Raw genomic sequence first — 15,497 nt, forward strand, 5'->3', positions numbered from 1 at the left:
TCAATCTTCCCGGGTCACGCGCAGTACCTCTTCGAGGCTGGTCTGCCCCTTGAGGACCTTGTCGATGCCGTCACGGCGGATGCTGGGGGTGTGGCCGCGGATCAGCCGCTCGATGGCGAGCTCGCCGCTGGCACTGTGAATGGCTTCACGCACCGCTTCGTCGATCACCACCAGCTCGTGGATGCCGGTCCGGCCACGGTAGCCGGTGTGGTTGCACAGTTCGCACCCGACCGGGCGCCACACCTGCTGATCGGGGGCCAGCTCGATGCCCATGGCCAGGCGCTCCTGCTCGGTAATGGGGCGTGGGGCGCGGCAATCGGGGCAGAGTGTGCGCACCAGCCGCTGGGCCAGCACCGCCAGCAGCGACGAGGAGAGCAGGAAGGGTTCGATCCCCATGTCCCGCATCCGGGTGATGGCGCCGATGGCGGTGTTGGTGTGCAGAGTCGACATCACCAGGTGACCGGTGAGGGAGGCCTGCACCGCGATCTGGGCGGTCTCGAGGTCACGAATTTCCCCCACCATCACCACATCCGGATCCTGACGCAGGATGGCGCGCAGGCCGCGGGCGAAGGTCATGTCCACCTTGCTGTTGACCTGGGTCTGGCCCACCCCTTCGAGGTCATATTCGATGGGGTCTTCGACGGTCAGGATGTTGCGATCCCGCGAGTTGATCTCGGAGAGCGCCGCATAGAGGGTGGTGGATTTACCGGAACCGGTCGGGCCGGTCACCAGAATAATACCGTGGGGCTTGCGAATGAGCTCGCTGATGATGGTGCGGTTGGCTTTGGTCATGCCGAGCTGCTTGAGCTCGAGGCGCACGTTGTTCTTGTCGAGCAGACGCAATACTACTCGCTCGCCGTAGCTGGACGGCATGGTGGAGACCCGCACGTCGACGGCGCGGCCGCCGATACGCAATGAGATACGGCCATCCTGCGGCACCCGCTTCTCGGCAATGTCCATCCGCGACATGACCTTGATCCGCGAGACCAAGAGCGAGGCGAGCTTGCGATGGGGGCGCAGGATCTCCCGCAGCACCCCATCGATGCGAAAGCGGATCACCAGTGCCCGCTCGAAGGTCTCGATATGGATATCGGAGGCCTCCTCCTTGATCGCCTCGCTCAACATGGCGTTGATGAGACGAATGATGGGGGCGTCGTCATCGGCGTCCAGCAGATCTTCGCTTTGCGGCAGCTCTTCGGCCAGGGCGAAGAAGTCCATCTCGTTGCCGAGATCTTCCATCAGCTGGCGTGCCTCGGAGGAGTCACGCTGGTAGTGGGCCATCAGCAGCTCTTCGAAAGCATCGTTGTCGAGCTGCTCAACCGCAAAGCTGCAACCCACCACCCGCCGCACTTCCAGCAGGGCTTGCGGGGTGACGCCGGGGCGACACTGCAGCACGGGGGCGCCGTCCCGCTCAATCAGGATCACCCCGAAGTTGCGGGCAAAGACAAAGGGGAGCTCGGGCAGTGGTGCAGGCCCGACGCTTCCATCCAGATGGTAGGCACTCATCAGGGCTTACTCTGTACAAACGGGGTGGTGGTCTCGACAGTGTTCTGCTGTCTGCTCTGCATCTCGTTGATCTGCTTCTGGATCTCTTTTTGCAGCTCGGGCGACACCATCACATCCTGACCGTAGGCGGGCAATACCTGACGGGCGGGGGAGGTGAGATACCCCTCCTGCGAGGCGGCATTGAGCTGCTCGGCGCGGAACAGGGTGTATTTGCTGTTGGAGACGCCGGTATAAACATCGGCATCACGCAAGATGGTCGGCCGGATAAAGACCATCAGATTGCGCTTGGAGGTGGTGTTGGAGGTGGAGCGGAACAGATAGCCCAGCACCGGAATATCGCCAAGCAGCGGCACCTTGGAGACCTGCTCCTTGGTCTGTTCGTCCATCAAACCGCCCAGCACCACGGTTTCGCCGCTTTTGACCAGCACCGCGTTCTTGACGGTACGGGTATCGAAGGTGGGGCCGAGGTTGGCGGTACCGGTCGCCTGGGTCTGGGCGACGCTGGAGACCTCCTGCTCGATATTGAGCAGCACCGAATCCCCTTCGTTGATCTGCGGTGTCACGGTCAGCTTGGTGCCCACCGTCTTGCGCTCGATGGTGTTGAACACCTGATCGCTGGTGGTGGAGCTTTGCGAACCGCTCTGGACCGGGACCTCCTGACCGACGTTGAAGGAGGCCTCCTTGTTGTCCATGGTGACGATACTCGGGGTGGAGAGAATATCGTTCTTGGTGTTGGAGGCCAGCGCCGTGGCCAGCATGGCCCAGTCGCCGTGATAGAAACCGGCGGCCATGCCGTTGAACTCTTTCAGCAGATTGGCCGCGGTGTCGGTCTTGCCGTTCTGATAATCCTTGCCGGCGGCGATGGCGCCACCGATGGGCAGACCGGAGTTGGTGAACTGGGTGCCGCCGCCGTTGGCATTGCCCCACTGGACGCCAAGGGTGAGGCCGTCGCCGTCCATCATTTCGACGATGATCGCTTCTACCAGCACCTGAGCGCGGCGGATATCGAGCTTGGCCACCACCTGCTCCAGTTCGGACATCACGTCCGGCTGGGCGGTGATGACCAGCGCATTGGTGGTCTCGTCGGCGGAGATGGCCAGCTTGCCACCGCCGATGCTGGCACCACCCGTGGTTGCGCCGCCGCCCTTCTTGTCGGCCTCGATGCTGGAGCTGACCCCCTTGAGCACCTCGACCATGTCTTTGGCCTTGCCATATTTGAGGTAGAAGACCCGGGTATTGCCCTGGCTTTGCAGGTCGCGGTCGAGCTGACGCACCATCTGGATGATGCGGGCGCGCGCTTTCGGCTCACCACTCACCACCACAGAATTGGTGCGCTCGTCGGCCACCACCTTGGGGGAAAGCAGCAGGGAGGCAGTGCCGCCCTGCGGGTTGCCATCCTTGTTGAGGTTGGTGACCAGCCGTACCATTTCGCCTGCCGAGGCGAACTTCAGCTTGATGATGTCCACATCCTGATCGCCGGCGCGGTCGACCCGGTTCACCACTTCCACCAGACGGTTGACCACTGCGGCGCGGCCGGTGATCAGCAGCACGTTGGAGGGCTCGTAGTGCACCACGTTGCCACCACCGGCGTTGTCGTTGAGCTGGCGCAGCAGCGGCGCCAGTTCACGGACCGAGACGTTGCGCACCGGAACGACCCGGGTCACCATCTCGTCGCCGATGCCCGGGTTGCTGCCATCCACCACCGGAATGGCCGAGGTCTTGGCATCCCGCGAGCGCAACACCTTGAGCACCCCGTTGTCCATCGGTACCACGGCAAAGCCGTAGACGTCGAGCACGCTCAGGAAGAACTGATAGTACTGCTCCTCATTGAGCAGGTCGTAGCTGCGCACGTTGATCTTGCCGCGCACCGATGGCTCTATGATGATGGTTTTATTGAGGTTCTTGCCCACCGTATTGATGAACTCTTCAATGTCGGCGTTCTTGAAACTGGCTGAATATTCGGTGGCCCAGGCAGAGCCCGCCATCATCAGTGCCGCTGCGACAGTGGCCAGACGCCAGCCTTTCCCTTTAGTGGTCATTATTGGTACGACTCCAAATCATTATTCTGACAAGCGCACATAGATGTCGAACTGTTCGCCCTGTCGCTCGACGGTCACTGTCATTTCCGTTGCGCCAGCCATCTGCTGCATCGCCTGCATGGCTTGCATGTTGTCCCGTAAATCCAGCCCGTTGATGCTGATGGCCAGGTCATTGGCCTGCAGCCCGCTCTGGTTGAAAAACTCAGGATTGCTGCCCGGGTTGAGGCGATAGCCGGTCATGCGGCCATCCATCTGAACCGGTGAAATATTGAGGTAATCGGTGATCTTGCCCGGATCGGCCATCAGCTCGCTGCGCAGGGAGCCAAGGGGGGCGGCGTTGCCGGTCTGCGGCAGCGGCTTGCCATACTCCTCGCCATCCAGCATCAGGGTCTCGTCGCGGCCATCCCGCTCGATGATCACCCGATCCGGATAGACCTGCCGGATCCGCGCCTGGGTGCCGTCAATCATGTCACCGACCCCATAGGAGTTCTGGATGCCGGACATGGCGATGATGGCGATGGATTTAGCGGGATCCGAGCTGGCCAACACCCCGTTGAGCTGGGCATTGAGCTGGGTACGCGGCGCATTGGCAGCCACGGCGGCTTTGGCCTGTGCCTTGGGGATCGCCTTGCCAAACAGCGCCAGTCGGCTCACCTCGCCCAGTTCAAGGCGCGGGTTGCCTTGGCTGTTGGCCGCCACGGCGGACGGTTGCCACGGTTGGCTGGTTGGCGGGCTTGCCAGGGTGAGCAGACGCCAGGTGAGCGCGGCGCTCTGCTGCGCCAGCATGATCAGCAGCGCCAGAAAGAGCACCTGAGTCACTCTGGTCATGGGTAGCCGCCGGAACTGGGCCAGCAGCGTGGTCAAAATCTCATCCCTGAATCGTAATGTCATATTAATCAACAAATTCCAGGTTCTGGTGCGGCTGCGTATTGTGTACGGCGGTTTGCCGCGATACAACGGCTCCGGGCACTCCAATGCGCAAAAATGCATATTTCATCACATCTGGACTGAATGAGTGCTGACAAAAGTAGCAACCCTCAGTTGCGGCACTGGTCATAACCGCACTGTGTGGTGATTGTTTATGCGGCATCCGACAGGGCTACCTTGCCGGTGATGGCTCACGGGGTCCAATCCTGCAATGCCTTGAGGGCCACACTCTGCCCGGCGACCTGCAGCACGATAGATTGCTGCTCGATGCTGGTGAGCCACACCCCGGGGGCGATCTCGCTACCCTCCCGGTATTCGCGGCCATTGAGCACCACGACCCGCTTGGCGGGGTTGGAAGAGAAAACATGAGAACCGTAGCTCAGCTGCGGCACCTGTTGGCGCACCGACTGCGGAGCGGCACCCAGCGCCATCAACTGGGCCGGTTGCACATTCTGGCTGGCGGTGTTCGGCGTCTCCTGCAATGGCGTTTCATTGAGCGCCCGCATCAGCTGCTCGGCCAGACTCAGCGCGGGGGGATTCCCCTGACTGGTCCCTTCGTTTCTGGTCACGGCTCTGGGTTGTACCACCGGCTCCGGCAGGGGCGGGGGCAGCGGACGGGTCACCATCGCCCTGGGTTCGACCCGCACGAAGGGCGGGGTGATCACCTCTTTTACTTCCACCTTCTCTTCGATGGGGCGCAGGTGGATCAGGTGCCAGCCATAGTTGGCGCCCGCCCCCAGCAGCAGGGCAAGGGGGGCCAGCAGCCAACCGATGCGACGGGAGGTACGCGCCTCTTCCCGGGGCATGGGCAAGCCCATGGCCGGGATATGGGCGCTCTGTTGCGGTTGCTGCGCTCGGTGCAGCGCTTTTAGCAGGGTAGACATCAGGAGGCCTCCTCCAGTCTGGGCATGGGTTCACCGGAGAGGGCGTTGAGACGCAGCAGTGTGTTGCTGCCAGCGATGCCATCAGGGGTCAGCCCCTGATCTTGCTGGAACTGGCGCAGCTTGTGTTTGAGCTCGTCATCGAAACGGCGCACCTTACGCTCAGGTTGTTGCAGCGCGCGGCTCAGGGCGTTGTCGAGCCACTGGATCTGGGTCTGACCGGCATTGCTGGCGATCAGGCTGACGCCCCCTTTTGGCATGCGCCAGAGTAGGGTATAGCTGCCACCCCAGTTGTCGCTGAGCCACTGACGATCCACCTGCCAGCTCTGGTCACCGATCATCAGGCTGGCCTTGCCCGGCCCCAGATTGACCAGGGTCGCGTAGTAGAGGCCGCCGGTGTCGTCGGTTAGGGTGATCATGGCAGGATGCTGCAGGGCGCGCAGCTCGTCGAGGCTCGCCTCTCCCTCCTGACAGCGCAGGCCGGCGCGGGGCGCGTTGTCGCAGGTTGCCTCGAACGGTTCGGCCTCGTAGCCCCATACCTTGTAGAGATTCTGCATGGCGCTGTCGGGGTCGAGGGCCTGATTGATCGCCTCGGTCAGTTGCTCTTTCTGTTCGTCGGTTTCGTCGATGGTGACCGGCACCTCAACCTTGACCACCGGGCGGGTGGGGAACACGCCGAAAAATTGCCAGCCCCACCAGCCAGCAGCCACCAGCAGGGCGCCTGCCAGCGTCACCACCAGACCGGAGACCCAGCTCCCTTCGTCACGAACGCCATTGACCTCGAAGGCGGCCTGGCTGATATCGCCGTGGACAACCTTGTAGCTGCCACGGGCGAAGGCGGCGATCAGAGCGCGGTCGCAGATGAGGTTGATGAAACGGGGGATGCCGCCGCTCAGGCGATGGAGCGTCTTGATGGCGCGAGGGGTAAAGATGGGTTGCACGCAGCCTGCGACCTGCAGCCGGAAACGAACGTAGGCATCCACATCGCTGTGGGAGAGCGGCAGCAGGTGATAGCGGGCGGTAATGCGTTGGGCCAGCTGACGCAGCAGGGGTTGGCGCAGCATCTGCTGCAGCTCGGGCTGACCGATCAGCACCACTTGCAGCAGTTTTCTCTCGTCGGTTTCGAGGTTGGTGAGCAGACGCAGCTGCTCCAGTACGCCGGGCAGCAGGTGCTGCGCCTCATCCACCAGTACCACGCTGCGCTTGCCTGCCGCCAGGTTGGCCAGCAGGTGATCGCGAATAAGGTCGAACAGCCGCTTGATCCCGGCATCTTCGGGATAGGGGAGTTGAAACTCGTCGCAGATGGCGGCCAGCAGATCCCGTTCGGTCAGGGAAGGGTTGAGGATGTAGGCGATCTCGGTCTCGGCGGGCAGCTGTTGCAGCAGGCAGCGGGAGACGGTGGTCTTGCCGGTGCCCACTTCGCCGGTCAGCAGCACAAAGCCGCCGCCATCCTGCAATCCATAGTTGAGATGAGCAAGGGCTTCGCCGTGGCGCTCGCTCATATAGAGGTATTTGGGATTGGGCGAGATGGAAAACGGATGTTCCGAGAGGCCGAAGAACTGTGTGTACATGAGGGTATTCTTTTGTAGCCGGCGACAGATGAAAAATGTCTCCGGATGATAGCAAACCTCGCTTTCATTGGAAGCCATCATTGGCGCAGGAGGGCAAATTGCGGCCTTTTCCTGCCATCTTGTGATCCCGGTTGCGTCATCGGTACGAACCCGGATCACAAAATGACAAAAAACATCTGTAAATAAAGGGAAATATCAATATCGGCCCGGCGTGACACATGCCGCTTGTGCGCATTTCATGACACGTGTGCCCTGTCAGCGATCACGGCAACGGGTCGGGATGCGCCTGCTCAGTGGTGATCCTGAAACTGCGCGGCAATCTCCCTGAACTGCGTCTCGCAGGCGAGAAAGGCAGCGACGATGCCGGGATCAAAATGGCTGCCGCTCCCTTTCACGATGATCTCCTTTGCTTCCTCATGGCTGAAGGCGGGTTTGTAGACCCGCTTCGAGATGAGGGCATCGTAGACATCCGCCACCGCCATCAAGCGCCCGGAGAGAGGAATATCCTCTGCCGCCAGCCCTGCCGGATAGCCGCTGCCATCCCACTTCTCGTGATGGGTGAGGGAGATCTCCCGGGCCAGCCGCAGGAAGGAGTTGGAGCCCAGCTGCGCCTCGGCACTGGCCAGCGCATCGGCGCCTATCTGCGGGTGGCGCTTCATGATGGCGAACTCCTCGTCGGTCAGCTTGCCCGGTTTGAGCAGGATGGCGTCGGGAATGCCCACCTTGCCGACATCGTGCAGGGGAGCCGACTTGAACAGCAGGTCGATGGTGGCGTCATCGAGCGGGTAGCGATCCCGGTCGTTGCGACTGAGATATTGCGCCAGCGCCTTCACGTAGTGCTGGGTGCGGATGATATGGGCGCCGGTCTCGTTGTCTCGGGTCTCCGCTAGCGAGGCGAGGCCGAGTATGGCCACATCACGGGTCAGGTTGAGCTCGTCGCTGCGGGATTTCAGCTCGCCGATCATCTGATTGGTGCTGGCGGCAATCAGGCCGAACTCGTCATCCCGGGTGACCGGCACCCGGGCGTCGAAGTCACCGCACTGCACTCTGGCCATGGTGCGGGTCTGCTGGCGCAGGGAGAGGCCGAGATTGCGACCATAACCGTGGATGATGAGGGCGAGATAGCAGAAGGTCACCGTCATCACGAAGGCGATCTCCCACAGGATGTAGTGCTGGGCATCGGCCCTCGGCAGGCTGCGCTCTACCGTCACCAGCCACTCCAGATCCTTGTTGAACAGCAAGAAGAAGACGCCCCCCAGCAGGGTGAGGGTCGCCAGGGTAAAGAGAGTGAACTTGCGTGGCAGCGGCATGGCCAGCGGGTGGCTCAGCGCCAGGCTCTGCTCGGCTTGTCGCGCTCTGGCCCGATGCCAGCCCCGCTCCAGGGTCAGATCGGCGGCCACCAGAAAGCCAAGGGTAGTCATCCCCAGCAGCACCTTGAGGTGGCTCTCCAGCGGAAAGTCGTGGGCTAGGGCGTTGTAGCACGAGAGCAGCAGCGCCCCCAGCAGGTAGAAACCGACCTCCAGGCCGAACCCGTTCAGCTCGTTGCGCGGCAGGGGCCGCCTTGAGAGCAGCCGGTTGCGCACGGCGAACATGATGGCGAACGTCACCAGGGTTGGCCCCAGCAACTGGGGCAGGGTGAGACTCTCGAGAAACGGGCAAACCTGCCAGCCATAGAGACAAAATAGTGACAGGGTTACCCCGTAGTGCAGGGCGCTGCGCCCGGTGATCTTCTGCATATTCCCACCCATGTTGCTGGTTATTGTTATGTCGGCGGGAGGCCCGCCATTACAGGCGCCGCAGCAGCAGGCTACCGATGGAGTAGCCAGCGCCAAATGAGCAAAGTACGCCGCGGGCCCCCGCAGGAAGGTCGCGATTGTACAGATGAAACGCGATGATGGAACCCGCCGAGCTGGTATTACCATAGCTATCAAGAATGACCGGCGCCTCCTGCTGGCTGGCATCGTGGCCCAGCAGCTTGCGGCCGATGAACTGGTTCATGGTGAGGTTGGCCTGATGGAGCCAGAGCCGGTTCAGGCTCTCGGCGGGCCAGCCCTGCTCATCGAGCTGGTTGGTTATCTGGTCGCACACCAGCGGCAACACCTCCTTGAACACCTTGCGCCCCTGCTGGCGAAACAGCTTGTCGTCGCTGTAGCGGGTACGCGGGCTCAGCCGGTTCAGAAAGCCGAAGTTGTTGCGGATGTTGTTGGAGTACTGGGTCACCAGCTTGCTGGCCACCAGTTGCCACGGACTGGCCACCTTGCAATCGGCTTCCCGCTCCAGCAGCACCGCGGTGCAGGCGTCGCCGAAGATAAAGTGGCTATCCCGATCGCGAAAATTGAGGTGCCCCGAGCAGATCTCCGGATTGACCACCAGCGCCAGTCGGGCTGTGCCTGCCGCCAGCATGTCTGCGGCTGTCTTGATGCCGAAGGTGGCGGACGAGCAGGCCACGTTCATGTCAAAGGCCATGCCGCTCGCCCCCAGATAGTGCTGCAGCTCGATGGCCAGCGCCGGATAGGGACGCGGCATGTTGGACGCCGCGACGATGACCAGATCGATCTCCCCCGGCTCGCGACCGGCGGCGATCAGCGCCTGTTCGGCGGCGGCCACTGCCATCTCCACCATGATGGAGGGCATCTCATCGGGCCGCTCCGCCAGCAGTGGTTGCATGATGTCGGGGTTGAGCACCCCTTCGCGGCTCACCAGATAACGGCTCTTGATGCCGGAGGCCTTCTCGATGAACTCACAGCTGGAATGCTGCTTGGCGGGGAGCTGGCCGGCGTCGATGGCGGAGGCGTTCTCCTCGTTGTAGAGATCCACATACTGGTTGAAGGCGGCCACCAGCGCTTCATTGCTGACGGCAAAGGGTGGGGTATAGAGGCCTGAGCCACTGATCACGATAGAGGTCATCTTTGCTCCTCGCCGGGTGCATTCCCGGCTTGTCGGTTTATAGGGGTGAGAGGGTTACAGCTGGTCGATCGCCGCAGCGAGACCCGCCAGAGTCAGCGGATGCATCCGCCCGCCAACCACGTCATTCATCAGCTTGATAGAAGGGTGCCAGAGCCACTCCCGCCGCGGGGTGGGGTTGATCCACACCAGTTTGGGAAAGTGTTGCTGCAAGCGGGTGAGCCACACCTGACCCGACTCCTCGTTCCATTGCTCGACACTGCCGCCCGGCCAGGTGATCTCATAGGGGCCCATGGTGGCATCCCCCACCAAGATCACCCGATAGTCGCTGCCGTAGGTGCGCAGTAGCCGCAGGGTATCGAATCGTTCCTCAACGCGGCGCTCGTTATCCTTCCAGACGAAGTCGTAGAGGCAGTTGTGAAAATAGAAGTACTCCAGATGCTTGAACTCGTGGCGCAGGGCAGAGAATAGGCGCTGCACCTCGGCCACGTGGGCATCCATGGAGCCTCCCACATCGAAAAAAACCAGCAGCTTGACCCCGTTGTGGCGCTCGGGTCGCAGCTTCACATCGAGCCAACCCTGGCGGGCCGAACTTTTTATGGTGTCGTCGAGATCCAGCTCGTCGGGATTACCTTTGCGCACCCAGCGTCTGAGTTTGCGCAGCGCGAGCTGGATGGCGCGCTGGCCGAGCGGTGAGTCGTCGCTGAAGTTGCGATAAAGTCTGGCTTCCCACACCTTGGCCGCCTTGCCGTGCTGCCCCTCTCCACCCATGCGGACGCCCTCGGGGTGAAAACCGCCGTGGCCAAACGGGCTGCTGCCACCGGTCCCTACCCACTTGTTGCCACCGGCGTGGCGCTCTTTCTGCTCGCTTAATCGCTGGTTGAGGGTCTCCAGCAGCTTGTCGAGTCCGCCGAGGGATTTGAGCAATGCCTTCTCCTCTGGGCTCAGCAGCCGTTCGAATTCCTTGCGTAGCCACTCCTCGGGCAGGCTCTCCGGCAGCAGGGGAATTGCGTCCAGTCCTTCGTAGTACTCGGCGAAGGCGCGATCGAAGCGATCGTAGTGGGCCTCGTCTTTCACCAGCAGGCAGCGCGAGAGCTGGTAGAACTCGTCCATATCGATGGTGACCAGCCGAGCGGCCAGCGCGGCGTGCAAATCCAGTAGCTCGCGCAGGCTGCACGGGAGCTTGTGGCGGCGCAGGTGGGTAAAAAAGTCGATCAGCATGAGTCAGCTGCCGCGCCGGGCCAGAAAGGCGAGCTTCTCGAAGAGATGCAGGTCCTGCTCGGTCTTGAGCAGAGCACCGTATAGCGCGGGCACCAGCTTGCCCGGCTCGCGGGCGCGCATCGCTTCGGGGGCGATATCATCGGCCAAGAGCAGGCGGATCCAGTCCAGCAGCTCCGAGGTGGAGGGCTTCTTGCGCAGCCCCTCTACCTCGCGCAGCTCGAAGAAGAGCTCCATCGCCTCGCCAAGCAGGCTCTCCTTGAGGTCGGGGTAGTGGAGTTTGACGATGGCCTGCATCTCGGCCTTGTCGGGGAAGCGGATGTAGTGGAAGAAACAGCGGCGCAGGAAGGCGTCCGGCAGCTCTTTTTCGTTGTTGGAGGTGATGATGACCACCGGTCGCTGGCGCGCCTTGATGCGTTCGCCAGTCTCGTAGACGTCGAACTCCATCCGATCCAGCTCCAGCAGCAGATCGTTGGGGAATTCGATGTCGGCCTTGTCGATCTCGTCGATCAGCAGCACCGGTCGCTGCTCGGCGCTGAAGGCCTGCCACAGTTTGCCCTGACGAATGTAGTGGCTGATATCGGCCACTCTGGGGTCACCGAGCTGGGAGTCCCGCAGCCGGGCCACAGCATCATATTCGTAGAGTCCCTGCTGGGCTTTGGTGGTGGACTTGATATGCCAGGCAATGAGATCGGTGCCGAGATGGTCGGCGACTGCTTCGGCCAGCACCGTCTTGCCGGTGCCCGGTTCCCCTTTGATCAGCAGCGGTTTTTCGAGGGTGATGGCGGCATTGACCGCCATCCTCAATGCATCGGAGGCGAGATAATCGCTGCTTCCTGAAAATCCCATAACGTCGGTTCCTTTGACGATTGGCGCCCGGAGTCAGGGGCCAGAGAGAATAAGCTCTATATGTTGTAATACCATATGGTTATAACGAATAGTCACTTCTCATTCAGAAACCACAGGGTAATCTTGTTTCATCGTCGTAACAAACACAGGGATAGCACCATGAGCAAAATTTTTGAGGACAACAGCCAGACTATCGGTCACACCCCGCTGGTTCGTCTCAACCGTGTTACCAAAGGCCGCGTGCTGGCCAAGATCGAGAGCCGTAACCCCAGCTTCAGTGTCAAGTGCCGGATCGGTGCCAACCTGATCTGGGATGCCGAGAAGCGCGGCATCCTGACCAAGGGTAAGGAGATCATCGAGCCTACCAGCGGCAACACGGGTATTGCTCTGGCTTTTGTCGCGGCAGCTCGCGGCTATCCCATTACCCTGACCATGCCCGCAACAATGAGCCTGGAGCGCCGCAAGCTGCTCAAGGCGCTTGGCGCCAATCTGGTGCTGACCGAAGGGCCGCTCGGCATGAAGGGCGCCATTGCCAAGGCCAACGAGATCCTCGAATCCGAGCCGGGCAAGTATGTGTTGCTGCAACAGTTTGAAAACCCGGCCAACCCGGAGATCCACGAAAAGACCACCGGCCCCGAGATCTGGGATGCCACTGACGGTGAGGTGGATGTGTTCGTGGCCGGGGTCGGCACCGGCGGCACCATTACCGGTGTCTCCCGTTATCTGAAGCAGACTAAAGGCAAGGCCGTGGTCTCTGTCGCGGTCGAACCGGCCGAGTCGCCGGTCATCAGCCAGAAGCTGGCTGGCGAAGAGATCAAACCGGGTCCCCACAAGATCCAGGGGATCGGCGCCGGCTTTATCCCGGGCAACCTCGACCTCTCCCTCATCGATCGGGTGGAGAAGGTGACCAGTGACGAAGCCATCGAAATGGCCCGCCGTCTGATGGAGGAGGAGGGGATCCTGGCCGGTATCAGCTCCGGTGCTGCGGTGGTGGCTGCCAGCCGTCTGGCCGATCTGCCGGAATTTGCGGGTAAAACCATTGTGGTCATCCTGCCGAGCGCGGCGGAGCGTTACCTCTCCAGCGCCCTGTTTGCCGGGGTGTTCAGCGAGCAGGAACTGCAGCAGTAACTGATCGGAATCTTTCAAAACAGCGGCGCTCCCAGGAGCGCCGCTTCTTTATGGGCTAGACTCAACCCCTGTTAGTGTCACTTGATCCTTATTTTTTGGGGTAAAATAACAAGTTCCGGAGTGAGAAAAAAAGCAGACATTCCGCTGTAAATCTCATATCCTGTGCGGCGTCACGCGGTGTTTGCTGGCTGGGTATCACAAAGTAACAAAGTGTTATTTTTCGTTATAAAATAATTTCAGGCCAGTCCTGATGCGGCTTGTAGCCCAATAACTGAAAATTGCCAACCAGCGCGCCGATTACTGCACAGAAACTTGACCTGGATTAAACCATTGCGGGTCTGCTTTCGTTACTTTACAACATATCCATACTGACACGGTGGGTCAGGTCGCTTCAAAAACGACCAATCCACCAAAAAATATCAATAATATGGGGTGAAACCATGTACGAGAAGTCTGTTGTTATTACTGCTGAAAACGGCCTGCACACCCGTCCGGCAGCTCAGTTCGTGAAAGAAGCCAAAGAATTCCAAAGCGAGATCACTGTGGTCTCCGGTGGCAAGTCCGCCAGCGCCAAGAGCCTGTTCAAGCTGCAGACCCTGGGCCTGACCAAGGGTACCAACGTGACTATCCAGGCTGATGGCCCGGATGCTCAACAAGCTGTTGAGAAGCTGGTTGCCCTGATGGACGAGCTGGAGTAATCCAGCTTTATTCCTCCCCCACAGTCGTTTTAATAGGAAGGATTATGATATCTGGCATTCTTGCGTCCCCCGGTATCGCATTCGGCAAGGCGCTTCTTCTTAAAGAAGATGAAATCGTTATCAATCAGGGCAAGATTCCCGCCGAGCAGATTGATGCCGAGATCAACCGTTTCCTCGAAGCTCGTACCAAGTCAGCTGCTCAGCTGGAAGCCATCAAAGAGATGGCCGGTCGTACCTTCGGTGAGGAAAAAGAGGCCATCTTCGAAGGCCACATCATGCTGCTCGAAGATGAGGAGCTGGAAGGGGATATCAGATCCTTCATCAAAGAGAACAAGGCTTCCGCTGACAAAGCCATCTATGAGGTGATCGAACAGTACGCCAAGATGATGGCCGAACTGGATGACCCTTATCTGCGCGAGCGCGCAACCGACTTCCGTGACATCGGTACCCGTCTGGTCAAGAACGTACTGGGCATCGCCGTTGTCAACCTGAGCACCATCGACGAAGAGGTCATCCTGGTCGCCAAAGACCTGACCCCGTCTGAAACCGCTCAGATCAACCTGAAATATGTGCTGGGTTTCGTTACCGATATCGGTGGCCGTACCTCTCACACCTCCATCATGGCCCGCTCTCTGGAGCTGCCGGCCATCGTGGGTACCAACGACATCACCGAGCGCGTCAAGAACGGTGACATGCTGGTGCTGGATGCGATCAACAACCAGATCATCATCAATCCGACCGCTGAACAGCTGACCGAAGCCAAGAAGTTCCAGGCTCAGTTCCAGGCCGAGAAAGATGAGCTGGCCAAGCTGAAAGACCTGCCTGCCATCACTCTGGATGGTCATCAGGTCGAAGTGTGCGCCAACATCGGTACCGTCAAGGATACCGAAGGTGCCATCCGCAATGGCGCCGAAGGCGTGGGTCTGTACCGTACCGAGTTCCTGTTCATGGACCGTGACGCGCTGCCGACCGAAGACGAGCAGTTCAAAGCCTACAAAGAAGTGGCCGAAGCGATGCCGGATCAGCCGATCATCGTGCGTACCATGGACATTGGCGGCGACAAAGAGCTGCCGTACATGAATTTCCCGAAAGAGATGAACCCCTTCCTGGGCTGGCGTGCCGTGCGTATTTTCTTCGACCGCGAAGACATCATGCACGCTCAGCTGCGGGCCATTCTGCGTGCGTCTGCCTTCGGCAAACTGCGCATCATGTTCCCGATGATCATCTCTGTCGAAGAGTTCCGTAGCCTGAAAGCTACCGTAGAGACGCTGAAAGCCGAACTGCGTGCCGAAGGCAAAGCCTTTGATGAATCCATCGAAGTGGGTATCATGATCGAGACCCCGGCCGCTGCCGTGATGGCTCATCATCTGGCCAAGGAAGTGGATTTCTTCAGTATCGGTACCAACGACCTGACCCAGTACACCCTGGCTGTCGATCGTGGTAACGAGATGATCTCCGCCATGTACAACCCGCTGTCACCCTCCGTCCTGACGCTGATCAAGATGGTTATCGATGCGTCCCACGCCGAAGGCAAGTGGACCGGTATGTGTGGTGAACTGGCTGGTGACGAGCGCGCCACCCTGCTGCTGCTGGGTATGGGTCTGGATGAGTTCTCAATGAGCGCCATCTCTGTACCGCGTATCAAGAAGCTTATCCGCAACACCAACTTCGAAGATGTGAAGGCCATGGCTGATCAAGCACTGAGCTTTGCTACCGCCGCTGAAATCGAAGCATGCGTAGATAACTTTATTAAGCAGAAGGCAGTCTGCTAAGATC

The 15,497-nt window shown here is 60.3% G+C and carries 12 protein-coding genes; 3 read left to right on the top strand and 9 right to left on the bottom strand.

The window, feature by feature from the left end; all coding sequences use genetic code 11:
• The 9 genes from exeE to I6G90_RS00615 form a co-directional block, all read right to left on the bottom strand.
• Nucleotides 1–1,506 (bottom strand): GspE family T2SS ATPase variant ExeE, encoded by a 1,506-nt coding sequence (exeE, locus tag I6G90_RS00575; RefSeq protein WP_197929226.1) that lies wholly within the window; start codon nucleotides 1,504–1,506, stop codon nucleotides 1–3.
• The gene (exeD, locus tag I6G90_RS00580) at nucleotides 1,506–3,545 is read right to left on the bottom strand and encodes a GspD family T2SS secretin variant ExeD (protein ID WP_197929228.1); all 2,040 of its coding nucleotides are present in this window, start codon (nucleotides 3,543–3,545) and stop codon (nucleotides 1,506–1,508) included. Before exeD ends, exeE begins: the two co-directional genes overlap by 1 nt.
• A 21-nt stretch (nucleotides 3,546–3,566) precedes the next feature.
• Nucleotides 3,567–4,409, bottom strand: coding sequence for a GspC family type II secretion system variant ExeC (exeC, locus tag I6G90_RS00585; RefSeq protein WP_269668392.1), 843 nt, complete (start codon nucleotides 4,407–4,409; stop codon nucleotides 3,567–3,569).
• 254 nt (nucleotides 4,410–4,663) lie between these two features.
• Nucleotides 4,664–5,356 carry a GspB family T2SS assembly factor variant ExeB gene (exeB, locus tag I6G90_RS00590; protein ID WP_197929232.1) on the bottom strand — a complete coding sequence of 231 codons (693 nt, stop codon included), beginning with the start codon at nucleotides 5,354–5,356 and terminating at the stop codon, nucleotides 4,664–4,666.
• A complete protein-coding gene (locus I6G90_RS00595) occupies nucleotides 5,356–6,924 on the bottom strand; it encodes an ExeA family protein (RefSeq protein WP_197929234.1) in 1,569 nt (522 codons plus the stop codon). The genes exeB and I6G90_RS00595 overlap by 1 nt, the downstream gene beginning before the upstream one ends.
• A gap of 290 nt (nucleotides 6,925–7,214) precedes the next feature.
• On the bottom strand, nucleotides 7,215–8,660 hold the full coding sequence (locus I6G90_RS00600) for an HD domain-containing phosphohydrolase (protein WP_197929236.1): 1,446 nt from the start codon (nucleotides 8,658–8,660) through the stop codon (nucleotides 7,215–7,217).
• 49 nt (nucleotides 8,661–8,709) lie between these two features.
• Nucleotides 8,710–9,831: a beta-ketoacyl-ACP synthase III gene (locus tag I6G90_RS00605; RefSeq protein WP_197929238.1), complete on the bottom strand. Its 1,122-nt coding sequence runs from the start codon at nucleotides 9,829–9,831 to the stop codon at nucleotides 8,710–8,712.
• A 54-nt stretch (nucleotides 9,832–9,885) separates the two neighbouring features.
• Nucleotides 9,886–11,049, bottom strand: a complete 1,164-nt coding sequence (locus I6G90_RS00610; RefSeq protein WP_197929240.1) for a vWA domain-containing protein — start codon at nucleotides 11,047–11,049, stop codon at nucleotides 9,886–9,888.
• Nucleotides 11,050–11,052: 3 nt separating this feature from the next.
• Complete coding sequence (locus tag I6G90_RS00615) at nucleotides 11,053–11,895, bottom strand: AAA family ATPase (RefSeq protein ID WP_197929242.1); 843 nt, start codon at nucleotides 11,893–11,895, stop codon at nucleotides 11,053–11,055.
• 159 nt (nucleotides 11,896–12,054) lie between these two features.
• Between I6G90_RS00615 and cysK the strand changes: the two genes are divergently transcribed.
• The 3 genes from cysK to ptsI all read left to right on the top strand — a co-directional run bounded on the left by cysK (nucleotide 12,055) and on the right by ptsI (nucleotide 15,493).
• Nucleotides 12,055–13,023 carry a cysteine synthase A gene (cysK, locus tag I6G90_RS00620; RefSeq protein WP_159158426.1) on the top strand — a complete coding sequence of 323 codons (969 nt, stop codon included), beginning with the start codon at nucleotides 12,055–12,057 and terminating at the stop codon, nucleotides 13,021–13,023.
• 440 nt (nucleotides 13,024–13,463) lie between these two features.
• Entirely contained in the window at nucleotides 13,464–13,721 is a 258-nt protein-coding gene (locus I6G90_RS00625) for an HPr family phosphocarrier protein (RefSeq protein WP_005338266.1), read from the top strand.
• Between the two features lie 44 nt (nucleotides 13,722–13,765).
• Nucleotides 13,766–15,493: a phosphoenolpyruvate-protein phosphotransferase PtsI gene (gene ptsI / locus I6G90_RS00630; protein WP_042061933.1), complete on the top strand. Its 1,728-nt coding sequence runs from the start codon at nucleotides 13,766–13,768 to the stop codon at nucleotides 15,491–15,493.
• Nucleotides 15,494–15,497: the final 4 nt, after the last annotated feature.

It is taken from the genome of Aeromonas allosaccharophila, assembly GCF_016026615.1.
Lineage (GTDB): Bacteria > Pseudomonadota > Gammaproteobacteria > Enterobacterales > Aeromonadaceae > Aeromonas > Aeromonas allosaccharophila.